General features: G+C 71.7%; 27 protein-coding genes. 14 read left to right on the top strand and 13 right to left on the bottom strand.

The annotated features are described in order from the left end of the window. Window positions 1-181 precede the first annotated feature (181 nt). From ACSTA4_RS18650 to ACSTA4_RS18635, 4 genes are all read left to right on the top strand, one after another. A complete protein-coding gene (locus tag ACSTA4_RS18650) occupies window positions 182-562 on the top strand; it encodes an effector-associated constant component EACC1 (protein WP_248771030.1) in 381 nt (126 codons plus the stop codon). Beyond that, window positions 559-2,538, top strand: coding sequence for a caspase, EACC1-associated type (locus tag ACSTA4_RS18645; RefSeq protein WP_444960399.1), 1,980 nt, complete (start codon window positions 559-561; stop codon window positions 2,536-2,538). Before ACSTA4_RS18650 ends, ACSTA4_RS18645 begins: the two co-directional genes overlap by 4 nt. A gap of 131 nt (window positions 2,539-2,669) precedes the next feature. Then, window positions 2,670-3,218, top strand: a complete 549-nt coding sequence (locus ACSTA4_RS18640; RefSeq protein WP_444960398.1) for a CG0192-related protein — start codon at window positions 2,670-2,672, stop codon at window positions 3,216-3,218. 114 nt (window positions 3,219-3,332) lie between these two features. After that, complete coding sequence (locus ACSTA4_RS18635) at window positions 3,333-3,692, top strand: MmcQ/YjbR family DNA-binding protein (protein WP_444960397.1); 360 nt, start codon at window positions 3,333-3,335, stop codon at window positions 3,690-3,692. A gap of 47 nt (window positions 3,693-3,739) precedes the next feature. Here ACSTA4_RS18635 and ACSTA4_RS18630 read toward each other — a convergent pair whose 3' ends face one another. The 3 genes from ACSTA4_RS18630 to styA form a co-directional block, all read right to left on the bottom strand. After that, the gene (locus ACSTA4_RS18630; RefSeq protein WP_444960396.1) at window positions 3,740-4,681 is read right to left on the bottom strand and encodes a VOC family protein; all 942 of its coding nucleotides are present in this window, start codon (window positions 4,679-4,681) and stop codon (window positions 3,740-3,742) included. Between the two features lie 237 nt (window positions 4,682-4,918). Continuing rightward, window positions 4,919-5,515: an HD domain-containing protein gene (locus ACSTA4_RS18625; protein ID WP_444960395.1), complete on the bottom strand. Its 597-nt coding sequence runs from the start codon at window positions 5,513-5,515 to the stop codon at window positions 4,919-4,921. Between the two features lie 48 nt (window positions 5,516-5,563). After that, window positions 5,564-6,805 (bottom strand): styrene monooxygenase subunit StyA, encoded by a 1,242-nt coding sequence (styA, locus tag ACSTA4_RS18620; protein WP_444960394.1) that lies wholly within the window; start codon window positions 6,803-6,805, stop codon window positions 5,564-5,566. Window positions 6,806-7,173: 368 nt separating this feature from the next. Between styA and ACSTA4_RS18615 the strand changes: the two genes are divergently transcribed. From ACSTA4_RS18615 to ACSTA4_RS18605, 3 genes are all read left to right on the top strand, one after another. Then, complete coding sequence (locus ACSTA4_RS18615) at window positions 7,174-8,361, top strand: FUSC family protein (RefSeq protein WP_444960393.1); 1,188 nt, start codon at window positions 7,174-7,176, stop codon at window positions 8,359-8,361. Between the two features lie 203 nt (window positions 8,362-8,564). Continuing rightward, complete coding sequence (locus tag ACSTA4_RS18610; protein WP_416026660.1) at window positions 8,565-9,251, top strand: hypothetical protein; 687 nt, start codon at window positions 8,565-8,567, stop codon at window positions 9,249-9,251. After that, window positions 9,248-9,616 (top strand): type II toxin-antitoxin system PemK/MazF family toxin, encoded by a 369-nt coding sequence (locus ACSTA4_RS18605; protein WP_274973761.1) that lies wholly within the window; start codon window positions 9,248-9,250, stop codon window positions 9,614-9,616. Before ACSTA4_RS18610 ends, ACSTA4_RS18605 begins: the two co-directional genes overlap by 4 nt. Before the next feature lie 89 nt (window positions 9,617-9,705). Here the strand turns inward: ACSTA4_RS18605 and ACSTA4_RS18600 are convergent, their stop codons facing one another. Next, window positions 9,706-9,999, bottom strand: coding sequence for a SelT/SelW/SelH family protein (locus ACSTA4_RS18600; RefSeq protein WP_444960392.1), 294 nt, complete (start codon window positions 9,997-9,999; stop codon window positions 9,706-9,708). A 391-nt stretch (window positions 10,000-10,390) separates the two neighbouring features. On the opposite strand from ACSTA4_RS18600, the gene ACSTA4_RS18595 reads away from it, so the two are divergent. Further along, window positions 10,391-11,392 (top strand): glycoside hydrolase family 11 protein, encoded by a 1,002-nt coding sequence (locus tag ACSTA4_RS18595; RefSeq protein ID WP_274973760.1) that lies wholly within the window; start codon window positions 10,391-10,393, stop codon window positions 11,390-11,392. Between the two features lie 108 nt (window positions 11,393-11,500). Here ACSTA4_RS18595 and ACSTA4_RS18590 read toward each other — a convergent pair whose 3' ends face one another. Together ACSTA4_RS18590 and ACSTA4_RS18585 are read right to left on the bottom strand one after the other, a co-directional pair. Next, window positions 11,501-11,935: a hypothetical protein gene (locus ACSTA4_RS18590; RefSeq protein WP_444960391.1), complete on the bottom strand. Its 435-nt coding sequence runs from the start codon at window positions 11,933-11,935 to the stop codon at window positions 11,501-11,503. 257 nt (window positions 11,936-12,192) lie between these two features. Further along, complete coding sequence (locus tag ACSTA4_RS18585; RefSeq protein WP_444960390.1) at window positions 12,193-12,981, bottom strand: SAM-dependent methyltransferase; 789 nt, start codon at window positions 12,979-12,981, stop codon at window positions 12,193-12,195. Window positions 12,982-13,212: 231 nt separating this feature from the next. On the opposite strand from ACSTA4_RS18585, the gene ACSTA4_RS18580 reads away from it, so the two are divergent. Then, window positions 13,213-13,590 (top strand): ankyrin repeat domain-containing protein, encoded by a 378-nt coding sequence (locus ACSTA4_RS18580; protein ID WP_444960389.1) that lies wholly within the window; start codon window positions 13,213-13,215, stop codon window positions 13,588-13,590. A 184-nt stretch (window positions 13,591-13,774) separates the two neighbouring features. Here ACSTA4_RS18580 and ACSTA4_RS18575 read toward each other — a convergent pair whose 3' ends face one another. From ACSTA4_RS18575 to ACSTA4_RS18565, 3 genes are all read right to left on the bottom strand, one after another. Beyond that, complete coding sequence (locus tag ACSTA4_RS18575) at window positions 13,775-15,274, bottom strand: catalase (protein WP_444960388.1); 1,500 nt, start codon at window positions 15,272-15,274, stop codon at window positions 13,775-13,777. Window positions 15,275-15,333: 59 nt separating this feature from the next. Then, on the bottom strand, window positions 15,334-15,753 hold the full coding sequence (locus ACSTA4_RS18570; protein WP_061080189.1) for a Fur family transcriptional regulator: 420 nt from the start codon (window positions 15,751-15,753) through the stop codon (window positions 15,334-15,336). A 395-nt stretch (window positions 15,754-16,148) separates the two neighbouring features. Next, window positions 16,149-17,549 (bottom strand): acyl-CoA synthetase, encoded by a 1,401-nt coding sequence (locus tag ACSTA4_RS18565; RefSeq protein ID WP_444960387.1) that lies wholly within the window; start codon window positions 17,547-17,549, stop codon window positions 16,149-16,151. 351 nt (window positions 17,550-17,900) lie between these two features. Here ACSTA4_RS18565 and ACSTA4_RS18560 point away from each other — a divergent pair, with 351 nt between their 5' ends. After that, window positions 17,901-18,947, top strand: coding sequence for a glucose 1-dehydrogenase (locus ACSTA4_RS18560; RefSeq protein ID WP_444960386.1), 1,047 nt, complete (start codon window positions 17,901-17,903; stop codon window positions 18,945-18,947). A 30-nt stretch (window positions 18,948-18,977) separates the two neighbouring features. On the opposite strand, the gene ACSTA4_RS18555 is transcribed toward ACSTA4_RS18560, so the two are convergent. Beyond that, window positions 18,978-20,078 carry a helix-turn-helix domain-containing protein gene (locus tag ACSTA4_RS18555; RefSeq protein WP_444960385.1) on the bottom strand — a complete coding sequence of 367 codons (1,101 nt, stop codon included), beginning with the start codon at window positions 20,076-20,078 and terminating at the stop codon, window positions 18,978-18,980. Window positions 20,079-20,143: 65 nt separating this feature from the next. Next, window positions 20,144-20,812, bottom strand: a complete 669-nt coding sequence (locus tag ACSTA4_RS18550; RefSeq protein ID WP_444960384.1) for a hypothetical protein — start codon at window positions 20,810-20,812, stop codon at window positions 20,144-20,146. Window positions 20,813-21,250: 438 nt separating this feature from the next. On the opposite strand from ACSTA4_RS18550, the gene ACSTA4_RS18545 reads away from it, so the two are divergent. Together ACSTA4_RS18545 and ACSTA4_RS18540 are read left to right on the top strand one after the other, a co-directional pair. Next, window positions 21,251-22,096 (top strand): alpha/beta hydrolase, encoded by an 846-nt coding sequence (locus ACSTA4_RS18545; RefSeq protein ID WP_444960383.1) that lies wholly within the window; start codon window positions 21,251-21,253, stop codon window positions 22,094-22,096. A 179-nt stretch (window positions 22,097-22,275) separates the two neighbouring features. After that, entirely contained in the window at window positions 22,276-23,082 is an 807-nt protein-coding gene (locus tag ACSTA4_RS18540) for a hypothetical protein (RefSeq protein ID WP_444960382.1), read from the top strand. Between the two features lie 248 nt (window positions 23,083-23,330). Here the strand turns inward: ACSTA4_RS18540 and ACSTA4_RS18535 are convergent, their stop codons facing one another. Continuing rightward, window positions 23,331-23,759, bottom strand: a complete 429-nt coding sequence (locus tag ACSTA4_RS18535) for a hypothetical protein (RefSeq protein ID WP_444960381.1) — start codon at window positions 23,757-23,759, stop codon at window positions 23,331-23,333. A 230-nt stretch (window positions 23,760-23,989) separates the two neighbouring features. Here ACSTA4_RS18535 and ACSTA4_RS18530 point away from each other — a divergent pair, with 230 nt between their 5' ends. Then, window positions 23,990-24,235: a hypothetical protein gene (locus tag ACSTA4_RS18530; protein WP_444960380.1), complete on the top strand. Its 246-nt coding sequence runs from the start codon at window positions 23,990-23,992 to the stop codon at window positions 24,233-24,235. On the opposite strand, the gene ACSTA4_RS18525 is transcribed toward ACSTA4_RS18530, so the two are convergent. Continuing rightward, the gene (locus ACSTA4_RS18525; protein ID WP_444960379.1) at window positions 24,219-25,121 is read right to left on the bottom strand and encodes a helix-turn-helix domain-containing protein; all 903 of its coding nucleotides are present in this window, start codon (window positions 25,119-25,121) and stop codon (window positions 24,219-24,221) included. The two genes, ACSTA4_RS18530 and ACSTA4_RS18525, sit on opposite strands and share 17 nt — an antisense overlap. A gap of 200 nt (window positions 25,122-25,321) precedes the next feature. Here ACSTA4_RS18525 and ACSTA4_RS18520 point away from each other — a divergent pair, with 200 nt between their 5' ends. After that, window positions 25,322-26,185 (top strand): SDR family oxidoreductase, encoded by an 864-nt coding sequence (locus ACSTA4_RS18520; RefSeq protein ID WP_444960378.1) that lies wholly within the window; start codon window positions 25,322-25,324, stop codon window positions 26,183-26,185. Window positions 26,186-26,490 lie beyond the last annotated feature (305 nt).

Below are 26,490 nucleotides of genomic sequence, written 5' to 3'. Positions count from 1 at the left end.
CGGTGCCCGGCGCGCCACCGCCCGGAGCGCCGGGAATCCTGACGAATCCCGGACACCGGGAGTGGGGAACCGGCATCCTTGTGGATGGCGTCGGCCCCCGGTTCCGGGGCTCCGCACCCGCCCCCGGGTGCGAGCCGGCTCCAGGCGGCGATGCGGGCCTTCGATGTCATGAGGTTGTGAGATGAACGTTCAACTGTCGGTGCACGGCCCCACCAGCGACGCCGAGTTCAGGTCCCTGTACCGGTGGCTGAGGGGCGAGGCCGGCAACCTGCGCGCCGCGGGCATCACCATGGAGCACACGGGCGGAACCCCCGACGAGCCGGACGTCATGGGCGGCGCCTTCGAGGTCGTCCAGTTCGTCTGCGACTTCGGAGCCCAGTACGGCGCGCTCGCCGTGGCCATCGCGTCCTGGCGGCGGGCGCACCCGGCCCGCTCCTCGTTCACCCTCGAACGCAACGGTGTCAAGATCACCCTCACCGAAGCCGAACTCGACGACCTGCCCGCGGTGCTGCGCGCCCTGGAGGAACTCCGGGACGCAGACGAGCCGGAGGACGGGGAGTGACGGAGCGGGCCACGTCGAACCCGCCCGACGAGGAGCGGCCGGACGCCGCGGGCGGTGGGCGGGGACGGCTGGACCCCGCCCGGTCGGCGTGTGTCCTGATCGGGGTCGACTCCTACCAGAACCTGCCGGACCTGCGCTCGGTGCCGAGGAACCTGAGGGATCTGGACCGGGCGCTGGCGGACACCGACCTCTGGGGCGTTCCCGACGACCGGCGCTGGGTGGTGCGCAACCCCTCCAGGCCCGGCGAGCTGACCGGGCCGATCTACGACGCCGCGGACAAGGCCGAGGACACCCTGCTCGTCTACTACGCCGGGCACGGCCTCCTGGAGATCCGCGACGACCAGCTCTACCTGACGCTCTCCAGTTCGATGCGCGACCGCAGCGAGACCTCGCTCGCCTACGGTGTGCTGCGCGACATCCTCAGGGAGTCCAGGAAGAGCGTCAAGCGGCAGATCGTGATCCTCGACTGCTGTTACAGCGGCAGGGCGCTCGACGGAGTGATGACCGGGAACGGGACGACGGTCCCGGAGAAACAGCAGATCGAGATCGAGGGCTCCTACGTCCTGACCTCCACCACCGAGAGCGGTCAGGCCAAGGCCCCTCCGGAGGCCAGGCACACCGCCTTCACCGGTGCGCTCATCGATATCCTGACCAGCGGCGATCCCGGGAACAAACAGCAGGAACTGCTCACCCTCAACCAGATCTACCGACTGCTGAGGACGAGGCTCGCCGACGAGCGCCTCCCGGAACCGCAGCGGATGGACAGGAACGGCGTCGGGGACCTGCTCTTCGTACGCAACCGGCAGGGTCCGCGTTCCCCCGCGCCGGTCCCCGCGGCGCTGTCGCGCCGCACGGTGACCTCCGTGGCCGCCGCGACCCTGATCCCCGGCCTCCTCCTCGGAGGGCTGGGCGGCTACCAGCTCCGCGAGTGGACGGACCCGCGCTTCGGCACCGCACCGTTCCCCGGCCCCTGCGACACGCACGGCCGGGCGCAGCTCCTCGACGTCTCCGACCGGCTCGACCAGCCGCCCGAGAACGAACACCTGGGGAGTCCGGTCGAGGGCCTGTCCGCCCTCGCCCTCACCGGCGGCGGCTCCGAGGCCCTCGTGATCCGCGACAACGAGCCCGCGCAGTTCTTCACCCTCGGGCTCGGCGACCCCGAGTCCCTGGCCCCCACCGTCACGGGGATGCAGGTCCTCTACGGTCCGGACGGTGCGTCCTTCGACGCGTTCGACGGCGAGGGGCTGGTCGTGGAGAACGGCGGTGAGAGCATCCTGGTCGCGGCCGAGCACGAACCGTCCATCCGCCGTTTCGGGACCGCCGACGGCGGTCAGATCGGGGACCCCCTTCCGCTGCCGGAGGCCTTTCTCCCGGCCCCTCTCGGCGAGGCTCAGCCCGGACGCAACCTGGAATCCCTGACCGCCACCTCGGACGGCGCCCACCTCTTCGCCGGGTTGGAGGGCCCGCTCTTCGGCGACGCGGACGTGCACGGCCGCCACCAGCTGCGCATCCAGCGCTACCGGGGCGAGCCCGGCGGCTCCTACGAACTCGACCGCCAGTACGGGTACCAAACGGAGGTGGGCCTCTACCTCGCGGAGCTGGCGGCGATCGACGAGAACCACCTGCTCGCCCTCGAACGCGGTTACCTCAGCGGGCTCGGCAACGCCATCCACGTGTACGAGGTCAACCTCGGCGCCGCCCAGGACGTGACCGGCAGGACGCTCAGCAGGAACGCCGGTGACCTCCTGGCCCACAAGGAGCTCCTGTTCGACATGGCGGACTGCCCTGAGGGAGACGTCGTCTCCGACGAGACCCAGCAGAACCAGATCCTGGCCAACGTCGAGGGCATGGCCCTCGGCCCCGTGATGAGGGAGGCCCCCTACGAGGGCCGCCGCGTCCTGTACCTGGTCTCGGACGACAACGGGCGCCACAGTCAGGCGAACCGGCTCTACTCGCTCGCGGTCGACCTCGGCTGAGCGGAGGGCGGACACAGCGGCCCACACGCGCCGGGGCGCCGGTCCCGTGCGTTCCCGCGTCCGGACGGCCGGGGGAGGGGCTCGCGGTCCGCCAGCTTCCCGCCCGAACGCCGGTGCCGGATACTGGGCCCATGGCGATCATTTACAAGGCCACTCTCACACCGAGCAAACCCGAGCTGATCGGCGCCTGGCTGGACGGTCAGCCGTGGGCGGGCCAGGGGCCCGGCGAGATCCTCGGCGCGTACCGGTTCGACGATCCGGAAGGCGAGGTCGGGGTGGAGGTGTTCCTGGTCCGGCGGGGGGACCGTCTGCTCCACCTGCCGCTGACCTACCGGGGCGCGCCCCTGCCCGGCCACGAGGACCACCTCGTCGGCACCCTGGAGCACTCGGTCCTGGGAACGCGCTGGGTCTACGACGGCACTGAGGACGAGGTGTCCCTCTCCTGCTTCCGGCGGGCGCTGGAGGGCGTGCAGGAGCAGGCGGAGCTGGAGGTCTGGGAGGAGGGCCGCCGCCTGGAGAACAGGTCCCAGCAGGTCGTGGTCTCCAGGGAGCCCGGCACCGGTTCCTCCCGGGGCGGGCGGGTGCTGGTCCAGCGGGTCCTGGACGGTGGGCCCGAGGGGAGCGTGCGGCTTCTCGCCCGGTGGGGCGACGAGCAGGCGGTGGTCGCCGCACTGGCCTGACCTGTGGTTCCTCCCGCCCGAGCGGGGCTCACCGGTGCCGGGACCGGCCCCGGCGCCGACGGGTGGCCACCCGTCGCGTGCCGACCTGTCGGCGGCGTGTGGTTGGCTCCTCCCATGGGTGTGGAGATCGAGCGGTTCATGCGGTTGGTGAGCGCGCTGCCGGAGTGCGAGTCCAAGGACTCGGACCAGTACACGACGTTCCGCGTGCGCGGCAGGCCCTTCGGCTACCTGTGGCCGCGCACCGCCACCGTGGGGCTGAAGCAGACCCTTCTGGAGCAGACCGCGCTGGTGGCCGAGCGGCCCGAGGTGTTCGAGGTGCAGTTCACCGCGGGCGGGTTCGGCTGGGTGGTCGTCCACCTCGACGGGATCGACCTCGACGAGCTCAGCGAGCTCACCCTGGAGGCCTGGTACCTGACCGCCCCCGAGGAGCTGATCGCCGCCCCGCCGACCCCGGATTCCCTGGTCCGGGCCTGAACCGGGCCCCGGACAGGTCCTCGGTCCGGCCCGGACAGCGGCCACGGTCAGCGGTCCAGGAGCTCCTCCGTGCTGGTGCCGGGAAGGGCGACCGTCACCTGTGTGTCCCACGGGTCGCGGAGCACCACCGACCTGCCGGTGTCGGCGTGGTCCAGCCTGTGCTCCCTCAGACGCGCGACAAGCGCGTCGAGGTCCTGCCGCGCGGGCACGGTGATCGCCACGTCGCCCAGCCCCAGGCTCGCGGCACGCGGACCCGCGCCCGCGCTCTGCCAGGTGTTCATCGCGACGTGGTGGTGGTAGCCGCCCGCCGAGGCGAACAGCGCGCCGGGGTAGGTGTCGACCGTGGTCTCGAACCCGATCGCGTCGACGTAGAAGGCCCTGGCGGTCTCGATGTCGCCGACCTGCAGGTGCACGTGTCCGACCTTGCCCGCCCGGTGCGGCCCCTCGGCGACGACCGCCTCGTCGAGGTGCGTGCGCAGGTAGTCGTTGGGATCCAGGTACAGCGTGCCCATCCGCAGCCGCCCCTGGTCGTATCTCCAGGCCGACCGGTCCCGGTCGGTGTAGAGCTCGATGCCGTTGCCCTCGGGGTCGGTGAAGTAGAAGGCCTCGCTGACCAGGTGGTCGGAGGAGCCCACGAACCGGCTGCGCGGCTCCTGCGCCGCGCGGTAGACGGTCGCGGCGAGCGTCGCCGGGGTCTCGAACAGGAACGCGGTGTGGAACAGCCCGGCCTGGCGCGGGTCGACGGCGGGCAGCCCCGGGGTGGAGACCAGCCGGACCATGGGGGTCCGGCCGCGGCCGAGCACACGGTGCACCTCCCGGCCGTGCGCCCGTTCCTCGACGGGTTCCAGGGCGAGCGCGTTCGCGTAGTAGGAGGTCATCGACTCCAGGTCGCCCACGCGCAGGGTCACGGCGTCCATGCCCGTGTCGTCGCTCAGGGTGCGCTCGTCCGGGGACGACGCCCGCGGTGTCGACTCGGTCGCGTCGGACATGGTGGTCTCCCAGTCAGTAGGTCCGAGGGGTTTACCGTGCCTCGGAGGTCGGGGCTGCTTTGCCCCAACAACACCATCCTAGGGAAGTTTCTTCCTTGTCAAGTAAATGTCGTGCGGCTCTCCCCGCCGGTCCCACACCGGTCCCCGGGGAACAGCGCCCGGTAAGGGGAGCGCCCGTTCACGGGCGCCGGTCCGTGAACGGGCGCATCGTCTGACGCGTCGGCCGACAGGCCCGGTTCAGAGCAGGGCGTGGCCGTGGGCGGCCACGAGCGGGGCCAGGTCGGGGACCCCGAAGCGCGTGCGCAGCTCCTTGAAGCGGGTCACCTTGTCCTCGCCGAAGCGGGCGACGGAGGCCGCGTAGGAGTCGGCGGAGAAGAACACCGGCGGGTTGCGCTTGCTGTGGAACTTGTCGGCGTACATCACCAGCTCCTCCTCGGCGGACTCGGCCACGTAGTCCCCCTCCGGAACGGGAAGCCCCTGGTCGCGGATGTCCTGCCGGGTCAGCCCCACCCCGGTGTGGTGCGAGCAGAACCGGCACAGCGCCTCGGGCAGCCCCTCCCCGGCGAGGATCTCGTGACCGAGCACCCCGTGGCTCACGTAGCGCGTGTGGTCGAGCCGCCCGGAGGAGTCGTACAGCCGGTAGACCCCGATGTCGTGCAGCAGGCACCCCGCCCGGACCAGGGCGCGGTCCAGCGCCGGGCCGGAGCGGTCGAGCAGCTGCTCGGCGACCGCGCACACGATCTCGCAGTGGGTGTGAACGAGGTCGAACGCCTCACGCGTGGGCGCGTACCTCTCGTGTAGCGCGCGGATCTCTTCGTCGCTCGGGATCACCATGCCCCGACGGTAACCGGTGCGAAGGCCGGGTGGCGCCGGGGCCGCCTCTCACGCTGGGGCGTGCCGGGCGATCCAGGCCGCCGTGCGCCGGGGGTCGGCCAGGTCGTCCCAGAAGCACTCGGGGTAGTTGAACCACTCGGTGAACTCGTCGGCCAGGGAGGGGCTGCGGCCCAGTTCCCCGAGGAACTCCACGAAGTCCGCGGGCAGGGCCTCCAGGTTCTCCATGAACAGGTTGGTGGTGCGAAACGCCGACAGGACGCGGTCCTGTCGGCGCATGTCCACGTGCTCGACGAAGCGGCGGTCCAGGACGTCCTGGCGGACGATCTCCTCGGCGAGCACCCACGCGGCGTGGGAGGCGATATTGGCTCCCTGGCCGAGCAGGGGGTCCACGGTGACGTGCGCGTCGCCGAGGGCGAGCACGACGGTGCCGTCGTCCAGCACCGTGTGCGTGCGGCGCACTACAGGGGTCACCGCGCCCTGGAGGATGCCGCGCGGCCCGTCCAGCGGGCCGAACTCCGCCGGATCGATCCGTTCGAAGCAGTCCGGGTAGTGCTCGCGCAGCAGCTCTAGGGCGAGGTCGCGGAAAGCCCCGGGGTCCTCCTCGTAGGGGGTGGTCGCCAGGGCCTCCAGGGCGGAGCCGCGGTGGTTCTCGATGACCAGGGCCATGACCAGACCGCCGTCGGTCCAGGTGGGGAACTCGATCATCTCGCCCGCGCCCGGGGAGACGTGGAAGGTCACCTGGGGGACGGGTTGCTGGGCGACGCCGGTGAACAGACCGGCGCACAGCGCCCTTCCGGGGCGGGCGAAGGCCGGGTGCGCGGGGTCGCGCCTGAACACCTCCGCGAACGGGCCGCGCCCGGTGCACACCACGACCAGGTCGAACCGGGAGGCCAGGGAGGGCAGGTCGTCGGGGGAGAGGCGGCCGAGCACGAGCTCCCCGCCGCGCTCGGCGAAGTCCTCGGTCAGCCGGGGCTGGTAGATCCGGTAGTCCACGGCCCGGCTGGGCGCGCTGAAGCGGCCCCGGAAGGCGGTGGGCTCCGGGCCGGGACCCACCCGGTACTCGTGCCCGGGGTAGCCGAACTCCCGCACCGGCCAGTGGTCCACGCCCAGAGCGCGCTCACGCTCCACGGTCACGGCGTGGTGGGCGACGGTGTTGAGCACCTTCGAGCGTCGCTGTTCGTCCGGTGAGCGCTCGGTGAAGAGGGTGACCTCCACACCGTGCCGCAGCAGGTGCAGGCCCAGGTGCAGACCCGCCGTCCCGGCGCCGACGATACCGATCCTCTTGCTCACGTCTCTCCTGGTGGCAGGGGGTGGTTACGGGCGAGGGGGAGGCGCCCGGTGAGCGGGGGCCGGAGCAGGCGCGCTTTCCCTCACCGAGAGTAAGCGTACGTAACATGTGCCCGCTCGGCCAGGGGTGTGCGCGGCCGGTCGGCCGGTTCGCCGTCCGGGGCCGACCGTTTCCCGCGCGGACTCCGTCGGCCCCGGCGGGGAGCCCGTGCCGCTGCGAGGGAAGCGGCGCGGCCGACTTCTGCTCAAGTGACGCGCGGGGCTTTTGTTTCGCAGAGTGATCATGTGATCCTCATGAATAGCTGTGGGGGCAGTGGCTGTGTCCACGCGGGCGTGCGGAGCCCGCCGGACCCGGAGGCGTCGGGAGGGGCATGCGGTCTCTGAGCGGCCTCGTCCGCGCCGGAGCGCGGTCGGCGGCCCGCGCGGGATCGGCGGCGCTGGACCGCCTGTCCGCGGACGGGGGATCGGTGGTGCAGGCCACGTTCGCCGCGACCGCGGCGTGGATCATCGCGGGCGGCCTCGTCAGCGACCACTCCCCCTTCTTCGCGCCGATCGCCGCGGTCATCGCGCTCAACGCCACGGGCGGGGAGCGGGGGACCAACGCCGTGCGGATGCTGCTCGGCGTGGTCATCGGCATCGTCGTCGGCGAACTGGCCCTGGCCGCCACCGGCGGAGGTTACGGGGCCCTGGCCGCCGCCACCGGCGTGGCGATGGCGATCTCCGTCGCCGTCGGCGCCGCCAGGCTCGTGATCGCCCAGGCGGCGGCAAGTGCGATCCTCACCGTGGCCTTCGCCGGGACCGGCAGGCTCACCGACGCCCTCATCGGAGCGGGTGTGGCGCTCATGGTGAGCCAGCTCCTGTTCCCCGCCCGGGTGGTCTCGCGGCTGCGCCGGGCCGAGGCCGCCGCGCTGGCCGAGATGGTCCGCCTGCTCGGCGCGACCGGCCGCGCGCTGGAGGAGGACGAGGACCCCTCCCTGTGGACGGTGGACCGCCTGGGCGCCCTGAGCAGGCCCATGGCCGACCTCAGCCGCGCACGCGAGAACAGCCACCGCGCGGTGCGCTGGTCCAGGGCGCGGTGGACCGACCCCGAGCCGCTGCGGTACGAGGACGAGCGGATCGACCGGCTCATCATCCTCGGGGAGAGCTGCCTGTCCCTCGCGCGGACCACCGCCGCCACGGAGACCGGCGAGCGCCGACGCCTTGCGCCGGTGGTGTGCGAGATGGCCTCCGTGCTCGACGTGCTGGCCGAGGGCCTCGGGGACCGCGCGGCGCGCCAGCGCGCGGTCGACCGGGTGCTCGCCCTGGTCGGGCCCTTCGACGAGGACGCGCTGGAGGACCCCGTGACCGGGGCGGCCCACCTGTACGTGCGGATGGTCGCCACCGACATCATGCTGTTCGCCGGGCTCGAACCCGAGGGGGCCGAACGGGCGCTGGCCGGAGAGGACGAACAGACGCGGGTCGCCCACCCGCCGCGCGAGCCGTGGCTGCCGTGGGCGCCCCGGGGGCGTGCCCGGTCAGGGCGTCGGGACCGGCGCCGCCGGCCGTTCCGGCGCTCCTGAACCGTCCGGGGGCGGGCGGCGGCCGTCGCCGATCCGACTCTGCACTGACCGCCGCGGGTCGGCACCGGTTCTCCGATCAGGCACCGGCGGATTTTCTGTGAACGCCCGTATCCGAAGAGCCGGTCATGCGAGCATGGTCGGGCCTTCGGCACGGTGGACCCCGTGTTCCCGTGCACGCCCCCTAGACTCGAAAGAGATTCGGTATGACGACCCCCTCGTGCGCGATCGAAGCGGAGGTGGCACACAGCATGATCTTCACCCAGCCGGAAGATCCCCTTCTGCGGTCCGTGCTCGCCCTGCTCCGGGTCGCCCATGACCACGGCCGGGTGCTCAACCGTGCGAAGGTCGCCACACTCCTCTATCTCGCGGACCTGACCGCGGTGGAGGCCGGGGGCGTGGCGTTCTCGGGGGCGACATGGCGCTGGGAGAGCCAGGGCCCGTTCGACACGTCCCAGTACAGGGTCGAGGAAGCCCTCGTGACCGCCGGTGTCATCGCCAGGGAGTACGACCCGCACAGCCTTGCCGCGGATGCCGGGCTCCGGCTGGTCGAGGACGTCGAGGTGACCCTGGACCGTGACCTGACGGTCTTCCTGGAGAAGGTCGTCGCCGAGCACGGCGGCAAGTCCGCGGCCGCCCTGCGCGACCTCTCCTACGAGACGCCTCCCATGGCGGGGGCCCAGACCGAGGGGGAGCGTGGTGTGCTGCTGGACCTGAGCCGGGCCAGGCGCCGCAAGCAGTACCAGGCCCTCAAGGAGCGCTACAGGGCGCGTCTGTCCCACAGGACCGCAGCGGAGTCGGACCCGGGCGTCGGCGCGGACCTGCTGGAGGAGATGGGTTCCTTCGCCGAGGCACGCCGCCGGGCGACCACGGAAGCGCTGGGTGAGGAGTGAAGCCCGCGATCAGGCGCGGCGGGGTCTACCGGGTTCCCGACCACCGTCTCACCCTGCCCCCGGACTACGACCGCGATCCACACCCGCAACGTACGGTGATCGTGATCAGCGGAGAGGCCGAGAACGAGAACGAGGAATGGCCGATCGTCATGGTCGTGCCCTGTTCGAGCCAGTCCTCCCGCAGGACCAAGTACTGCGTGAAGCTCAACCACGGCGTGGCCAACGTGGACAAGAAGTGCTGGGCCCGCGTCGTGGCCGCGCAACCGCTCGCCAAGGACGAGATCGGCGACTTCGTCGGCCAACTCCCCGCGGACCTGCTGGAGGACGTCTACGTCAACTGGGCCGAGTACACCGGTCAGGTCTGAGCCGGGCGGCGGCCGTCGCCGTCCCCGGTCCTGCGGCGCTCATGAAGGGGCCCGTTCGCGCCCGGCGCGGACGGGCCCGACCTCGACCCCTAGCCGTCCGAGGGCAGCTCGGAGTGCCCCAGGTGGTGTTCGGGGGCGATCCGGTCCCGGATGAGGCGCTTGAGCTCGGCGGCGTCGGTGAAGGCCGCGTCGGTCCGGCGCGACCACACGCTCTCCCCGTCCAGGCGCACCTCGAACACGCCGTTGGTGCCCGGGACGAGCGAGACCTCGCCGAGTTCGGCCTCGAACGTGGTCAGCAGCTCCTGTGCCATCCAGGTGGCCCGCGGGAGCCACCGGCACCGGGTGCAGTACTCGATCTCCAGCCGCGGTTCGTTGACCTCCATGACTCCCAGCATGGCACGGGACCGGGCCCGAGAGGGAGGCCGGAGCCAATTGTCGTGGCCCGCGCGGGAAGGCGTTGCCCGCGCGTGCCGGGCTCTTGGCGCGCCCGTGGGGCGGCGGCACCCCGTCCACTGTGATCCGGAAGCCTTCCGGAAGTAAGAGCGATCGGTCGTGGTCGCGTGGTATCGCCATGTCGCTGAGCAGTGCAAATGTCGGACGCCAGGAGAGACTTCCGTCAAGTTATCCGGAATCTTCCGGAATTTATTGACAACACAGCGGAGCCGGACGGACACTGACCCTGTGACGGGGATCACGGTCCCCGTCGGGTCGGATCACCCCCGATCTGATCCTCCGCACGCCTCCTGACCCCCCATCCACGAGGAGGAAGCACTCATGAACCCTTCCCCCGCACCCCCGCGGAGCCGCGGGGACGGTCGCGCCAGAACGCTCGTCGGCCGGGTCTGCGCCGTCGCGGTCGCGCTGGTCACGACCCTGGCGCTGCTGCCCGGCACCGCCAGCGCGGCCATCACCACCAACCAGACCGGCACCCACAACGGCTACTTCTACTCCTTCTGGACCGACAGCCAGGGGACCGTCTCCATGGAGCTGGGCTCCGGCGGCAACTACACCACCTCATGGCGCAACACCGGCAACTTCGTCGCCGGTAAGGGCTGGCCCACCGGCGGGCGCAGGGCGGTGACCTACTCGGGCAGCTTCAACCCGTCCGGAAACTCCTACCTGACGCTCTACGGGTGGACGAGGAGCCCGCTCGTGGAGTACTACATCGTCGACAACTGGGGCACCTACCGGCCCACCGGAACGCACATGGGCACGGTCACCAGCGACGGCGGCACGTACGACATCTACCGGACGATGCGCTACGACGCCCCCTCCATCGACGGCATCCAGACCTTCCCCCAGTACTGGAGCGTGCGCCAGTCCAGGCGCACGGGCGGAACCATCACCTCCGGAAACCACTTCGACGCCTGGGCCCGCGCCGGAATGAACCTCGGCAACCACGACTACATGATCATGGCCACGGAGGGCTACCAGAGCAGCGGCAGCTCCAACATCACCGTGGGCTCCAGCGGCGGCGGCAACCCCGGAAACCCCGGCAACCCCGGTGGCGGCGGCTGCACCGCGACCCTGTCCGCGGGCCAGCAGTGGAGCGACCGGTACAACCTCAACGTCTCGGTCAGCGGTTCGAACGACTGGACCGTGACGATGAACGTGCCGTCCCCGGCCAGGATCAGCGCCACGTGGAACGTCGGCGCCGACTACCCCAGTTCCCAGGTGCTGACCGCCAGGCCCAACGGCAACGGCAACAACTGGGGCGTGACGATCGACCACAACGGCAACTGGACATGGCCGACGGTCTCCTGCAACGCGAACTGACCCAGGACGCCACCGGCATCCACCCGTGGCGCGGCGGCCGCGGCCGCCGCGCCGCCCCGGGCGGTACGTGAGGGTCCCCGGCGCCGCACCGCGCGGCACCGGGGGCTTTCACGTGCCGTGGAAGAGGGTGAGGTCGACCGCGGGCGCGTCCGTGTACACCACGCCCGGCTCCGGCGGGACGGGCTCTCCCGACGCGGAGTCGGTGCAGTGGGCGTCGAACATCCGCGCCTCGTCGAGGGGAACCAGGGTCCGGTCGGCGACCGTCCAGCCGCGCACCAGGGTGACGGGGACGTCCACCCCGTCGGGAAGCGTGTGGGAGATCCGGTCGGTGGGGCTGTGCAGCACCACCGCCGCGGGGTCACCGCCGGTGAGGGCGGCGCACAGCCGCTCCACCACCGCCGGATGCTCGACGTCGAAGCCCTCCTCCCGGCGTTCGACGGACGTGGCCAGCGCGTGCCGGGTGTGCAGGGTCAGGAGGTGCTTGGTGCCGGGCAGGTCGTCGAGGAGGGCGGACAGCAGGGCGGAGGCGTGTGAGGAGAGCATGGTCTGAGTATGCGCGCGCGGACACGGCCGGATCGGGTTGTCCACAGGCCTGATCGGGGCGGATCGCGGATTTCTCGGGGAGGCCGGTCCGTGGACCGCGCGGTGTGCCGCTCACCCGCCGAGGACCGCGGACCCGGCTGCCCGGCCCTGCTGCCGTCCGTCCGGCTCTCCCGTCCCCCGGTGAGCGCGGGACCGCTCGGCCCCCGTTCCCCGATCGGGGTTTCTCCGGCCCGTCGCCCCCGTGCACGCGTCCGCGGTCAGGGCTTGCGCGCCACGCCGCCGTACTGGGCGACCTCCTTGGGCGTGCCCGGCTCGCTGGGCAGCGGACGCCACAGGGACGCCGAGACCACGCCGGGCTCCAGCAGTTCCAGACCGTCGAAGAAGCGCTCGATCTCCTCGGCGGTGCGCAGGTGGATGGGCTGGCTCGCGCCCTCGTTCCACGCCTTGGACGCCTCGATGATCTGCGGGCTCGTGCTCGTGCTGTCGCACAGGGCCAGGAAGCTGCCCGACGGCAGCGCGTCCACGTAGGCGCGGGCCAGGGCGTAGGTGCTCTCGACCGCGGGGAAGTGGCCCAGGGTGCCCATGAACGTCAGCCCGATCGGCTGGGAGAAGTCCAGGTACCGGCGGGCCCGCTCCAGGAGGGGGCCGGGGTCGGTCAGGTCGGCGTCGACGTACTCCGTCGAGCCCTCGGGGCTGCTGGTGAGCAGGGCGCGGGCGTGGGTCAGCACCAGGGGGTCGTTGTCGACGTAGACCACCTTGCACTCGGGCGCGGCGGCCTGGGCGGCCTCGTGGGTGTTGTTGGCGGTGGGCAGGCCTGTGCCGATGTCCAGGAACTGGCGGACGCCCTCCTCCTCGACCAGGTGCGTGACCGAGCGGACGAGGAACTGCCGGTCGGCGCGGGCGACCTCCACGATCTCGGGGAAGGCCTGCGCGATCCGCCGGCCCAGCTCCCGGTCGACGGGGTAGTTGTCCTCGCCGTCCAGCCAGTAGTTCCACACGCGTGCGGAGTGGGGGACCGACGTGTCGATGGGGGGAGTGGCGGTCATGGCGTCCTCTCGGGGGAAGTGGGTGTCGCGCTGCGATTGTCCTGGCCCGGCGGGCACCGCCGCAACCACGAAACCCTTGCGCCACAGGGGTTTGCGGGCAAGGATTCGTGCCCTGCACTGCCCCGCGCGTCCCCTGTCCGGCCGCGACACCGCCCCGCCCCGGGCCCACCCGGGCCCCGCCGCGGCCGCGTATGCGCGTTCTGCCAGGTGGGGATGTCTAGCATGGAGCCCATGAACGAACTCTCCGCAGAGCAGACGGGCCGGGTCATCGCCCTGGCCATGGACCTCGCCCGGGAGGGGCGCACGGAGGAGCTGGTGGAGTTCCTCGACCACGGCCTTCCCGTGGACACCCGCGACGAGCAGGGCAACACCCTGGTGATGCTCGCCGCCTACCACGGCCAGGAGGCCGTGGTCCGCGCCCTCGTGGACCGCGGCGCCGACGTGGACCTGCGCAACGACCGGGACCAGACTCCCGTGGCCGGTGCGCTGTTCAAGGGGGAGGAGGGCATCGTGGCGCTGCTCGTCGCCGCGGGCGCCGACCTCGACGCGGGCACGCCGAGCGCCCGCGCCGCGACCGAGATGTTCGGCCGCTCCCACCTGCTGCCCTGATCCGCTGATCCCGATCCGGGGGCCGCGCCGCCGCGGCCCCCGGGCCCCACGGCGCCCGGCGCCCTCCGGGGCCCGGGCCCCGAAACGGGCCGAGCCGACGCGGTCGGGGCCGCGTCGGCTCGGTGGATCGGACCCGGATCCGGGGTCCTCACGCCCTCGCCCCGGTCAGGGCTTCGGGCGTTGCTCAGACGGCGTCCGAGTTGGGGTCGGTCGCGGAGACCTTGCCCGCCTGGAGGGCCTCGATCGCCTTGCGCACGCCCTCACCGTAGGCCGGGTCGGCCTTGGTGCAGTTGCCGATGTGGCGCTCGATGGTGGCCTGGGAGGCGCCGTCGATCGCGCGCGCGGTGTTCTCGAACAGGCGCTGCTGCTCGTCCGCGTTCATCAGGCGGAACAGGTTGCCCGGCTGCTCGAAGTAGTTGTCGTCGTCCTCGCGGTAGTCGAACCGGTCCGCGGTGGAGCCGATGGCCTGCGACGGCTCGGCGTAGGAGGGCTGCTCCTGCCAGCGGCCGTAGGAGTTGGGCTCGATGCCGGGCACGCCGCCCTGGTTGCCGTCCACGCGCATCGTGCCGTCGCGGTGGTAGGTGTTGACCAGCTTGGCGCCGCGCGGGTAGTTCACCGGGATCTGGTGGTGGTTGACACCCAGGCGGTAGCGGGCGGCGTCACCGTAGGAGAACAGGCGGCCCTGGAGCATGCGGTCGGGCGAGAAGCTGATGCCCGGGACCAGGTTGGCCGGGGTGAAGGCGGCCTGCTCCACGTCCGCGAAGTAGTTCTCCGGGTTGCGGTTGAGCTCGAACTCGCCGACCTCGATGAGCGGGTAGTCCTTCTTGGACCAGACCTTGGTCAGGTCGAAGGGGTGGAAGCGGTAGTCCGCCGCCTCGGCCTCGGGCATGATCTGGACGTAGAAGGTCCACTTGGGGTTCTCGCCCCGCTCGATGGCCTCGAACAGGTCGCGCTGCGCGGACTCGCGGTCCTCGGCCACGACCTGGGCGGCCTCCTGGTCCGTGAGGTTCTTGACGCCCTGCTGGGTCCGGAAGTGGAACTTGGCCCAGAAGCGCTCGCCCGCCTCGTTGATGAACGAGAAGGTGTGCGAGCCGAAGCCGTGCATGTGGCGGTAGCCGGCGGGGATGCCGCGGTCCGACATCACGATGGTGACCTGGTGCAGGGCCTCGGGGAGGTTGGTCCAGAAGTCCCAGTTGTTCTCGGCCGAGCGCATGTTGGTACGCGGGTCGCGCTTGACGGCGCGGTTGAGGTCGGGGAACTTCAGGGGGTCACGGAAGAAGAAGACCGGGGTGTTGTTGCCGACGACGTCCCAGTTGCCCTCCTCGGTGTAGAAGCGCAGGGCGAAGCCGCGGATGTCGCGCTCGGCGTCGGCGGCGCCGCGCTCACCGGCGACGGTGGAGAAGCGGGCGAACATCTCGGTCTGCTTGCCGACCTCGGAGAAGATCGCGGCCTTGCTGTACCGGGTGATGTCCTGGGTGACCGTGAAGGTACCGAAGGCTCCGGAGCCCTTGGCGTGCATCCGACGCTCGGGGATGACCTCGCGGTCGAAGTGCGCGAGCTTCTCCAGGAACCACAGGTCCTGAAGCAGCATCGGGCCGCGCGGTCCGGCGGTGAGGCTGTTCTGGTTGTCGGCTACCGGGGCGCCGTTGGCCGTGGTCAGCGGCTTCGTGTTGTCCTGAGACATGAATTCCTCGGTCCTAAGGTGGGATCTTTCGGTGCCGCGGTCAGGGCACCGGGCGTGTGTCAGGCCTTCTGGCAGTCGGGGCAGACGCCCCAGTAGGTGACCTCGACCTCGTCTATGGCGAAACCGTGGTCCTGTGAACCCGTCATGCAGGGCGCGGCTCCGGTGGCGCAGTCCACGTCCGCGATCGTGCCGCAGCTGCGGCAGACCACGTGGTGGTGGTTGTCGCCCACCCTGCGCTCGTAGCGCGCGGGCGACCCCTCCGGTTCGATCCGCCTGACGAGTCCGACGTCCGTCAGAGCCTTGAGCACGTCGTACACCGCTTGTGTGGACACCGCACCGAGCTGGCCGCGGACCGCCTGGAGCACGGTGCTGGCGTCGGCGTGCGGATGAGCCCCGACCGCCTCCAGGACCGCTACCCGGGGTCGGGTCACGCGTAGCGAAGCCCCCCGGAGGAGGGCCTCGGTCTCCGTCTGGTGCATGCGCCCATTGAACCACTTTTCTGGAATGATTCCAACAAAGGTGCGCCTAACCCGGCTCCGACCCCCGTCCGGCGGGCCCTGGCGGCCCTCAGGAGAGCCGTCCCACCGCGCGCCTCGTCCGGTTCCCGCCGCGTTCCCCGCTGGTGCGCGGGCGGGCGGTCCACCGCGGTGGACCGCCTGCGTCCCGGCGACTGTCGGAATGTCCCTTTTGTGATCTACGTCGTAAAAGTGCAGTTTGGCCAAATGCTCCAGCAAGGGAAGGAACCCCTGTCCAGGCAGCCCGCGATCACACCCGCGCGTTGCCCCACACCTCTCCCGGCGGCGGACCCGCGGCCGTCGGCGGGCACGCGTTCCCCGACCCCGCCCCGGCGGGCGGGCCGCCGCCCCGCCGACACTCAGGCGGGCGCGTTGCCCAGCAGCTTCTTCTGGATCTTGCCCATCGCGTTGCGCGGCAGCGTGTCCACCACGCGCACCTCGCGCGGGCGCTTGTGCACCGACAGGCGCTCGGCCACGAAGTCGATGACCGCCTCGGGGGAGATGCCCTCGCCCACCAGGTAGGCCACGATCCGTTGGCCGAGGTCGTCGTCGGCCTCGCCCACCACGGCGGCCTCCGCAACCCCGGGATGCCCGAGCAGCACCGCCTCGACCTCGCCCGCGCCGACCCGGTAGCCGCCGGTCTTGATCATGTCCACCGACATCCGGCCCATGATCCGGTGCCAGCCGTCCCCGTCGCGGACCGCCGCGTCGCCGGTGCGGAACCAGCCGTCCCCGGTCCACGCCGCGGCCGTGGCCTCCGGCAGCCCGAGGTAACCCCCGAACAGGGTGGCGCCGCGGACCTGGAGCTCACCGACGCTCTCACCGTCGGAGGCGACGGGCTCACCGTGCTCGCCGCGCAGCCGCGTCTCCAGACCCGGCAGCGCCGTCCCGACCCAGCCGGTGCGCCGGGGCGCGTCGGCGCGCGCCGCCACGGTGATCAGCGTCTCGGTCATCCCGTACCGCTCCACGGGGCTGTGGCCGCACGCCCCCCGCAGTCCGTCGGCCACCGTGTCGGGCAGCGGGGCGCTGCCCGAGACCAGCAGCCGCGCCCCGGACAGGGCGCGTGCGCTGTCGGGGTCGCGGGCGATCCGCGACCACACGGTCGGCACGCCGAAGAACAGGGTTCCGCGCCGAGCCCCCCGGGCCGCCTCGGCGTAGGCGGCGGGGGTGGGGCGGACGGTGTGCAGCAGCGGGCTGCCCACGCGCAGGGCACCCAGCACGCCCAGGATCAGGCCGTGCACGTGGAACAGCGGCAGACCGTGCACCAGCACGTCGTCGGGCGTCCAGTCCCAGGCGTCGGCGAGCGCGTCCAGGTCGGCGGCCACGGCCCGGCGCGGGATGAGGGCGCCCTTGGGCGGTCCGGTGGTCCCGGAGGTGTACATGACCAGCGCAGTGGAGTCGGGCGGCGGTTCGGGGAGCGTGAACGAGGAGCGCTCGGCCGGGTCCACGGGGACGACGGGCAGGTCGACGTCCTCCCGCGGGGCGCCCAGCCACAGCGCGGCGCCGGAGTCGCGCACGATGTGGCGGCGCTCGGCGGTCCCCGAGTCTGCGGGGACCGGGACCACGGGCACCCCGGCCAGCAGGCCGCCGACCACCGCGACGACCGTGGACAGCGAGGCCTCGCCGTGCACGGCGACGGCGTCCGCCCCCGCCACCCGCTCGGCCACGGCGGCCGCGGCCGACCACAGTCCCTCGCGGTCCAGCCCCGCCCCGCCGACGCTCACCGCGGTCCCCTCGCCCGCGCCCGAACCCAGCAGCACCTCGTGCCCCTTCCGGTCGTGTCCTGTCCAGTCGGCCAGTACACCACAGGAGCGGTGCGGTAGCGGCCTCGGGCTGTTCACGCCCCGGCCCGTTCGCGTTCGGTTCGGCTCGCGCCCCGGCGCGTTCGCGCCCGGTCCCGTCCGGTCACGTCCGTGTCCCGCTCCCGCTCCGCCCCGGTACGTTCGCGCCCCGCCTCGTGTGTCGGGAGCGGCGTCCGGGTAGCCGCTTGGCAGAATCCCCGGGAAGCGGGGCGGGCGCCGGAGACCGTTCCCGACCCCGGGTCGGCGTTCCGGGGGCGCCTCGGTATACGGGACCGGGGCCGACACGTGTGTCAGGTGAGGGGGAGGGCCATGCGTGCTCTGACAGTGCTGCCGTCGCAGGCGGGTTCGGTGCGGGTCAGCGAGGTGGAGGCGCCCGTGCCGGGCGCGGGGGAGCTGCTCGTCGACGGCATCGCGCTGGGGATCTGCGGCACCGACCGCGAGATCGCGGCCGCCGAGTACGGCGAGGCGCCGCCCGGCCACGAGCGCCTGGTCCTGGGGCACGAGTCGCTGGGCCGGGTGCGCGAGGCCCCCGACGACAGCGGCTTCTCCGCGGGCGACCTGGTGGTGGGGGTGGTGCGCAGGCCCGACCCCGTGCCGTGCGGGGCCTGTGCGCACGGCGAGTTCGACATGTGCCGCAACGGCCGGTTCACCGAGCGCGGCATCAAGCAGCTCCACGGCTACGGCTCCCAGCAGTGGACGGTGGAGGCCGACTACGCGGTCCGGCTCGACCCGTCGCTGGAGCGCGTGGGCGTGCTGATGGAGCCGACCACGGTCGTGGCCAAGGCGTGGGACCAGATCGACCGGATCGGCGGACGCGCCTGGTTCGAGCCGCGCCGCCTGCTCGTCACCGGCGCCGGGCCGATCGGCCTGCTCGCCGCCATGATCGGCGTCCAGCGCGGTCTGGACGTGCACGTGCTGGACCGGGTGGAGCACGGGGTCAAGCCCGAGCTGGTGGCCGCCCTCGGGGCGACCTACCACACCGGGGGCGTCGCCGAGGTCGCGGCCACGGGTGAGCCGGACGTGGTCATCGAGGCCACCGGCGCCTCCGGTGTCATCCTCGACGCGATGGCCCACAACGCGGCCTACGGGATCGTGTGCCTCACCGGCATCTCGTCGGGCGGGCGCACGATCGACGTCGACGCCGGGGAGATCAACCGTCGGCTGGTCTTGGAGAACGACGTGCTCTTCGGGTCGGTCAACGCCAACCTGCGCCACTACGAGATGGCCGCGCGGGCGCTGGCGCGGGCCGACCACTCCTGGCTGGAGCGGGTGATCACCCGGCGGCTGCCGCTGGAGCGCGCGCACGAGGCGTTCGAGCCCGGCGGCGACGACGTCAAGACCGTCATCGAGCTGTGAGCCGCCGCGCCGGTCGGACTCCGGTGCGCCCTACCGCCGCGAGTCGGGAACGACCCGGAGCACGGGCCTTTCGGCGGGGGGCGCGGTTCCCGTCCCCGTGCCGGTGCGGGCGGTGATGGAGAGCCCGAACATCAGCGCGTGCAGTTCGGAGAGGGGGATGTGCAGCGCGGCGGCCACCGAGGCCGGGGTGCGGCCGCTGCTCCGCAGCAGGGAGAAGACCTTGGGCAGCACCTGTGAGGTCTCGCGGGCGATGCCGTCCGGTTCGGCCGAGCGGTAGCCCAGTTCGGCGAGCTGGCGGCAGGTGGAGCGGTACTGCCAGTCCGTGAGCAGCCCCACGTCGTGGAGCCGGTGGGCCAGGGCCATCGCCGACACCCGCCAGATCGACTTGGCCTTGAGGACCTGGTCGATCTGGGCGCCCGCGGGCATGCGGGCCACGACGTCGGCGCGGGGCATGAGGAAGGCGCTGGCGAACTGGTTGGCCTCGCGTTCGGCCCCGGGGCCGCTGGAGGGGCGTTCGTGGCCGTGCATGACCAGGTGGCCGAGTTCGTGCGCTGCGTCGAAGCGGCCCCGCTCGCCGCTCTTGCCGGTGTTGAGGAAGACGTAGGGCACCGCGTCGCGCCAGAAGCTGAAGGCGTCCACCTCCTGGTGCTCGGTGTCCAGGGAGAAGACCCGGATCCCGTGCGCCTCCAGCAGGTGCACCATGTTGGGGGCCGCGGTGTCGCCCAGTTCCCAGAGCGAGCGGACCATCTCCGCGGCGGCCTCGGGGGAGGGCCTGCCGTAGGTGGGGACCGAGGGCTCGGGCAGGGCGAGGTGCCGCCCGATCCAGTCGTTGAGCTCGATCGCCAGGGCGGCCTGGGAGCGCACGGCCTTCTGTTTGCGCATCGAGGTCTTGGTCCTGGCCCGGAAGGCCACGGCCTCGGAGGGGACCTCCTCGACCTCGTCGGCGGTGAAGAACGCCGTGGGGAACCCGAGGGCGCCCGCGATGGCGGCGAGCGTGTCCGCCGTGGGGACGGCGTGCGCGTTCTCGTAACCCGACAGGCTCTGCTGCGAGATCCCGCTCATCCGTGCCAACCGGGCGAGGGTGAGTCCCCTGCGCTCCCGGGCGAGCCGGATGCGTGACGGCGTGACCATGGTGTGCGGCTGCCTTGTCGTTGTCCACGGCCCGGCGGGCGCGGACCCGCCGGGCACGGTCGTCGTTAGCGGAAGTTGACGGGGACGTCGAGTCCCTCCGGCTCCTCGTCGCCCTCCGGGAGGGCCACGGCCCCGATCTCCAGGGCGGGGAGCGGGACGCGCTCGTGCCACCCGGTGATGTAGCCCCGTGCGTTGGGCGGGTGGGGCCGGGACAACTCACTATGCCAGAAGACGCGGCCGTCCCCGGAGTCGTCCACACGGTGGACCAGGAGCACCCACACCTCCAGTTCCTCGCAGCCGTCGAGGGACACCTCGTTGTGCCTGATCGGGGGTGTCTCGGGGAACAGGGCGAGCTGTTCGTGTTCGCCGCGCCCGGTGAGCAGGCGCTGGCCCTTGGGGCCGCGCGGGTGCCGGTTGCGGGGTACGGCTGCCGGGTTCGGGCTGCCGGTGTGGTGGTCGCCGCTCAGGGTCTGGATGGCGGTGGTGCGTTCGGTGTCGACCGTGAGTTCGATCTGCAGGAGGCGGGCGTTGTCCCAGCCGTGGTGGAGCTTCTGCTCGTCCCGCAGCGCGGCGAGCCGCCAGCGGTGGGCGTACTGGGAGGGGGCGTCCACTCCGTGGCTCGGGGTGGCGCTGCGCCAGCCCTCCTCGCCCCGGCGCAGGGCCTTCTCCAGGATCGTCCAGGACGTTCCGATCCGGGCCAGCCGGTCGTCTCGATGGTGGGGGTCGATGAGCACAGAGCACCCTCCGGGAGTCTCAGCATGAAGAAACACTACCGCGATCGTGGTCGGAGATCTTCGGGTTCGGGTCGTGGCGCAGGGGGCTCCCCCCAGTGTGCGAACGACCGCCGACAGTCCGCGCGGGCCGCCGGGGCGCGGTCGGTCGGCGCCGTGCCGTTCCGGTCGCGGAAGAACCCGTCCGTGTTCCAGGCGGAGTCGGAGAAACCGTCGCCTTTTCGCGCGGAGCCGTTTTTTCCTTTCCCCGGCCCGCTCCTTTCCTGGTCAGGTGAGCGCGTCGTCACCAGGCGGAGAAAACGCAGGCCCGGCGGGTGTATCGGTGGAACCACGTGTCGTGCGCGAGGGTGTGTTGACAGCCCCCGCGGGGCGTCCGATATTCGGTGTCCAGCGCGCTGGAAGACAGACCCCGCATTTCGCGCACCCCCCAAGGAGAATGAGATGGGATCACCACTGGCACGCCGAACGGCGTCCGTCCTCCTCGGCCTGGCGACGGTCGCCGCCCTCGCCCCCGGGACGGCCGCCGCCGACCCGGTGCGGGTCCTGGGCGGGACGGGGCCCTACGACGCCGAGTACGTCACCACCCTGCGCCTGCGCGACCACACCGTCTACCGGCCCGTGGACCTGCCCGAGGGCGAACGGCTGCCCATCGTGGCCTGGGGCAACGGCGCCTGCCGGGCCGACGGGACGTGGTTCGAGAACATCCTCACCGAGTTCGCCTCGCACGGCTTCCTGGTCATCGCCAACGGCCGCCCCGGCGGCTTCGGCAGCACCGACCCCGAGATGCTCACCGAGGCGGTCGACTGGGCGATCGAGGAGAACGACCGTCTGTTCAGCGAGTACCGGGGCCACATCGACACCGACAGCGTCGCGATCATGGGCCAGTCCTGCGGCGGCCTGGAGACCTACGAGGTCGCCGACGACCCGCGCGTGGACACCACCGTGCTGTGGAACAGCGGCCTGCTGACCGACCGCGACAACGACCTGCTGGAGGACCTGCACGCCCCCGTCGCCTACTTCACCGGCGGCCCCGGCGACATCGCCTACGAGAACGCCCTGGACGACTACGCACGGCTGCCGCAGGGGCTGCCCGCCTTCATCGGCCACCTCGACGTCGGCCACTACGGCACCTTCGCCGAGCCCAACGGCGGTGAGTACGGCCGCGTCGGCGTCGCCTGGCTGGAGTGGCAGCTCAAGGGCGACCAGCGGGCCCGGCAGGAGTTCGTCGGCGACGACTGCGGCCTGTGCTCCACCGAGTGGGACACCGACAGCAAGAACCTCGGGTAGGCCACCGGCCCCCGCGCTCCCGGACGGGCGACCGCCGTCCGGGAACGCGCGCCCGAGGGGAGCGCGGGGGCCCGGAGCCGAGGACCGAGGTTTGACCGATGCGCGACCGGCCGCCGCGGGCGCACACTGCGGTGACGGCACGACCACACGGAACGACCACACCGCGAAAGGCACCGAACGTGAGCCACCCCCCATTGCGCGTCTACGACATCATGGCCTGCGACGTCTACTGGGACTTCGACGGAACGCCGCTGCCCAGGGAGCAGCACAAGTTCCTGGTCTCCTTCCACCCCACCCCCGGCGTGCCGACCCCCGAACTCGTGGAGTCGATCACCGCCCGCGGCCCGGGCGGGTACGAGGTGGAGTTCACCAACCAGCGCTTCACCCCGGCCAACACCGACGGCCACATCTACGACCGGACGCTGGACTACTACTGGTACATGGTCAACCTGCCCACGGGTTTCCTCGCCGAGGGCGAGTACACGATCGAGGTGCGCGGCACCGACGGCGGCGTGCAGACCCGGTCGCGCCGCCAGGATGCCGGGGCGTCCCGGCGGCTGGTCGATCACTACACCTCGCGGCGGGACGCGCTGCTGGCCTCCTTCGCCCCCTCCGGCGGGGAGGAGCTCGCCGACGTACCCGAGGTGGGCGGGCTGCAGTGCTCCTGGCAGACCCTGGACCGGAGCGGGGGCCCGGACGCCTACTACATCCACCGGCTGGCCCGGGGGTCCTCCGCCCGGGAGTTCGACACCCAGAACCTCACCTGGTGGGACAACATCTTCATCCAGCGCATGCGGGGCATGCCCGACGCCGGGCTCAACCGGGGCGGGGTGCGGGTCGGCGCCGGGCTGGAGGCGGACACCGCCTACGCCTACTTCGTGGAGATCACCGACGCCAACGTGCAGGGCGAGACAAACATCTGCGTCTTCCAGCCGCACCAGGTGTTCCGGACCCCGGCCGCCAGGGGCGCCGCCGTGGGCGCGTGAGCCGCCCGGGCCGGGGCCCCGTACCCCCTCCTTCCTCGGGCGGGCAGCGGGGCTCCGGCCGACCCGTGCCCGGAAACGGGCCGGAAACGTGGGCCGGGCCCATCGGAGAGGCCGCCCCCTGCATCCGGTACTCCAGGGGGCGGCTGCTGGACGTCTCGACATTCTGGTCCCGGACCGGAGCCGGAGCACCGCGCCAGCGGGGAACCGGGTACGCCGGAAGGCGACGAACCGCCTCCGCCGCCGGGCCGTCAGCGCTCTCCGCTCCCGCAGGCATCCCCTAACACGGAGAAGACGCCGCCGTCCTCCCAGCCGTCGACCCCGCTCTGGGGCGGCGGGGAGAGCCAGGTGACGGTGTAGGCACCGAAGTAGGTGAACCCGTCTCCCGGGGACACCGGACAGCTGAGCCTCATGCGTACCCGTCCCCCTTCCGCGCCGAAGGCCCAGGAAGGGCGGCCGTAGGAGATCCGGGCGTAGCCTTCGGCGTACTCGTCCCCCCACTCCGTCCACGTTACGGAGCTCACCCCCACGTAGCCGGTGGCCATGAACGAGGGGGGCGCTTTGCGGGGGACGACATCCTCCCCCTCGAAGGAGGCCACATGGGTGTCTGACGCCAGGGCGGAGAACACCGCGCCGGTCAGGACGTTGCGGCCCAGCAGAGCCGCAGCGGGGGAGAGCATCAGGGCCGCCGTGACAAGGACGGCCGCGAGCCGGGTTCTTCTGATCGCCGCCTCCGTGTTCGCTCTTGCGCGGCTTCGTGCCCGTTCCGGACCGGTACGTCAGCGCCACCGCACCGTTCAGCGAACCCCTTACCCGTGTACCTGGCCGCGATGAACCACACCGTACAGCGGTTCAGTCTCCGGGGGCTGACTGGTCGCCCTCACCGGATCACGCCGTCCCGGGTGCTGGTGTGCAGATCGTCGACAGCGCGTCAGGGGAGACCGTGAACACCATCGACAGCGACGGGGGAGACCCCGTCTTCCTCGATGAGCGACGGTTGGCCCTGAGGAACCCCGCGGGCTCCTCGGACTGGAGCATCACGGTCTGGGATGTGCACACGGGCGAACGGCTGCACACGGTCCGTCCGGTGGCGGAGGGGGTGTCAGCGCGGTTCCGGGCCGTGTTCTGGGAGGCGGTGCTCAGTCCTGGTCGGTGACGCCGTCGGTGCCCTGGCTCTGGCGCTGTATCCCGATTCCCGAGCTGGACGCGGTCCAGCTGGCGAGGATGTCCATAGCCCGCCGTGACGGCGAGTCGGCCTCAGTGGTGTAGATGAACAGTGTGGTGTCGGTGTCGCCGGGCGGGTTGAGGGTCTCGTACTCGACGGTCAGGTCGCCGACGAGTGAGTGGCGAAGACGCTTCGAGCCGTGGGTGCGCTGGTGCACCCGATGCTGCTCCCACCACCGGTCGAACTCGCGGCTGTGTTCGCGCAACTCGGCGACGAGCGCGATGGTGGCGCGGTCGTCGGGATCTCGGCCGACCTCGAACCGCAGGCTCTCGACCGCTGCGCGGGCCTGGTCGTCCCAGTCCACGAACAGCGTGCGGGCCTCCTCGTCGAGGAATATCCAGCGCGCGTAGTTGCGGTGGGCGGGAGGCATGCCTTCGAAGTCGGCGAAAAGCGCTGCGCCCATCCTGTTGGCCGCCAACACGTCGGTGCGACGTCCAAGGACGAGCGCGGGTTCGCCGTCGAGGGCGTCGAGGAGCTGGTGGAGCCCTGGACGCACGCGTTGGACGCCAGGAGCCCGTCGCCGGGTCGGTGCCGCCGTCACCCCGATGAGGTCTTCCAGGTGTGTCCGTCCTGCGGCGTCGAGTCCGAGCGCGTGACCGATCGCCTCGATCACGGCCGGGGAGGGCGTGATACGCCGACCCTGCTCAAGACGAGCGTAGTAGTCGGTGGACACCCCGGCCAGCAGTGCGACCTCCTCGCGCCGCAGCCCGGGGACGCGGCGTATGCGCCCGTCGGGCGGCAGTCCCGCCCGTGACGGGTCGCCCTGGCTCCGAGCACGGCGTAGGAAATCGGCGAGTTCGCGATTCGTCTGTGCCACGACCCCATTATCCACGGGGTCGACAGAATCCACCTGGGCCGCTTGCGACTGGACCTCCGAGTCCTAGGTTCCGGCGTGCGAGGTCGCACAGGGCCCGAGATCAGTCCCCGCGGCCTTGTGCCGTGAACCAGTCTTGGAGTCACGCTGGCACGGGACACCACCCGTCGGCGTCTCCCCGAACTCCGAGATTGAGGATGACCATGAGTTTCCCGTCGAATCGTCCGTCGACCTGGTTCGTGACCGGTACCTCTCGCGGCCTGGGCCTTGAGCTGGTCACCCAGTTGCTCGAGCGCGGCGACAACGTCGCGGCGACCACCAGATCCACCGACCGGCTGCTGTCGGCGATCGGCGATAGCGTCGACACGTCGCGGCTGCTCCCCCTGGCCGTCGATCTGCGAAACGATGCTGCTGTCAAGCAGGCCGTCGACCAGACCGTCGCCCGCTTCGGCACCCTCGACGCCGTTGTCAACAACGCTGGCTACGGCTACCTGGCCGCGGTCGAGGAAACCGACCCCGCCGACGTCCGCGACATGCTCGACGTCCAGGTCGTCGGCGTGTGGAACGTCCTGCGTGCCACCGTGCCGGTTCTGCGTCAGCAGAAGAGCGGTCACATCGTCAACGTCTCCTCGGTGCTCGGGCTGGTCTCCCTTCCGGGGTGGGCGCTCTACTGTGCCGGCAAGTTCGCGTTGGAAGGCCTCAGCGAGGCCCTCGCCGGTGAGGTCGCCGACTTCGGCGTCAAGGTCACGATCGTCGAGCCCGGCTATTTCCGCACCGACTTCCTCACCCGGGACTCCCTCGCGCTGCCCGCCCAGACCACCGAGGCCTACCCGGGCATCCGTGAAATGGTCGAAAACCACCTGGACCTACAGGGCAGCCAGCTCGGCGACCCGGTCAAGGGCGCCACGGCGATCATCGAGCGGGTCGTGAGCGGCGCCGAGGGCCCGCTGCGCCAGGTGCTCGGCTCGGACTCGCACGCCTTTGTCACCGACAAGGTCGAGGCCCTGCGCGCGAACCTCGACGCCACCGCGCGGACCGCGCCCCTCACCGACCATCCCGCTGCCTGACTCTCCGACACCCGCACCAGCTGAGGAGTGGACCTTGTCGGCGGTGCGCCATGACCGGTCTCCGCCGGATCCGCCCCTCGGTGAAGGCCCGGTCGATCTCCTTGGTGTGTCCGGATCCTGGTGCGGGTGGGGCGCGGGGCCCGGCCGGAGGTCGTGTGCTGCCACGGCGGGCTGCGCGAGGGGGGAGTGGGGACCGTCCATGGATCCTTGCGGTTTCGTGCGGACGTGAACTGCCTGTGGCGGTCGAACACACTCCGTTTCTCAGAGGTCACTGCACGAGTGACCGGCTGTGATTCCAAGTACAC

It is taken from the genome of Nocardiopsis sp. M1B1 (assembly GCF_052466615.1).
Note: the sequence above shows the minus strand (reverse complement) of the source record. Positions and strands in the feature narration are given on the sequence as shown.

Excerpts from the sequence above, each read along its gene's own strand:
- ACSTA4_RS18600 (WP_444960392.1), bottom strand. The coding sequence starts at position 9,999 with ATGGAGGTCAACGAACCGCGGCTGGAGATCGAGTACTGCACCCGGTGC.
- ACSTA4_RS18610 (WP_416026660.1), top strand. The coding sequence starts at position 8,565 with ATGACGACCCCCTCGTGCGCGATCGAAGCGGAGGTGGCACACAGCATG.
- ACSTA4_RS18580 (WP_444960389.1), top strand. The coding sequence starts at position 13,213 with ATGAACGAACTCTCCGCAGAGCAGACGGGCCGGGTCATCGCCCTGGCC.
- ACSTA4_RS18590 (WP_444960391.1), bottom strand. The coding sequence starts at position 11,935 with ATGCTCTCCTCACACGCCTCCGCCCTGCTGTCCGCCCTCCTCGACGAC.
- ACSTA4_RS18595 (WP_274973760.1), top strand. The coding sequence starts at position 10,391 with ATGAACCCTTCCCCCGCACCCCCGCGGAGCCGCGGGGACGGTCGCGCC.
- ACSTA4_RS18640 (WP_444960398.1), top strand. The coding sequence starts at position 2,670 with ATGGCGATCATTTACAAGGCCACTCTCACACCGAGCAAACCCGAGCTG.
- ACSTA4_RS18555 (WP_444960385.1), bottom strand. The coding sequence starts at position 20,078 with ATGGTCACGCCGTCACGCATCCGGCTCGCCCGGGAGCGCAGGGGACTC.
- ACSTA4_RS18635 (WP_444960397.1), top strand. The coding sequence starts at position 3,333 with ATGGGTGTGGAGATCGAGCGGTTCATGCGGTTGGTGAGCGCGCTGCCG.
- ACSTA4_RS18575 (WP_444960388.1), bottom strand. The coding sequence starts at position 15,274 with ATGTCTCAGGACAACACGAAGCCGCTGACCACGGCCAACGGCGCCCCG.
- ACSTA4_RS18630 (WP_444960396.1), bottom strand. The coding sequence starts at position 4,681 with ATGTCCGACGCGACCGAGTCGACACCGCGGGCGTCGTCCCCGGACGAG.
- ACSTA4_RS18560 (WP_444960386.1), top strand. The coding sequence starts at position 17,901 with ATGCGTGCTCTGACAGTGCTGCCGTCGCAGGCGGGTTCGGTGCGGGTC.
- ACSTA4_RS18625 (WP_444960395.1), bottom strand. The coding sequence starts at position 5,515 with ATGGTGATCCCGAGCGACGAAGAGATCCGCGCGCTACACGAGAGGTAC.
- ACSTA4_RS18615 (WP_444960393.1), top strand. The coding sequence starts at position 7,174 with ATGCGGTCTCTGAGCGGCCTCGTCCGCGCCGGAGCGCGGTCGGCGGCC.
- ACSTA4_RS18585 (WP_444960390.1), bottom strand. The coding sequence starts at position 12,981 with ATGACCGCCACTCCCCCCATCGACACGTCGGTCCCCCACTCCGCACGC.
- ACSTA4_RS18545 (WP_444960383.1), top strand. The coding sequence starts at position 21,251 with ATGGGATCACCACTGGCACGCCGAACGGCGTCCGTCCTCCTCGGCCTG.
- ACSTA4_RS18520 (WP_444960378.1), top strand. The coding sequence starts at position 25,322 with ATGAGTTTCCCGTCGAATCGTCCGTCGACCTGGTTCGTGACCGGTACC.
- ACSTA4_RS18650 (WP_248771030.1), top strand. The coding sequence starts at position 182 with ATGAACGTTCAACTGTCGGTGCACGGCCCCACCAGCGACGCCGAGTTC.
- ACSTA4_RS18570 (WP_061080189.1), bottom strand. The coding sequence starts at position 15,753 with ATGCACCAGACGGAGACCGAGGCCCTCCTCCGGGGGGCTTCGCTACGC.
- ACSTA4_RS18535 (WP_444960381.1), bottom strand. The coding sequence starts at position 23,759 with ATGCTCTCCCCCGCTGCGGCTCTGCTGGGCCGCAACGTCCTGACCGGC.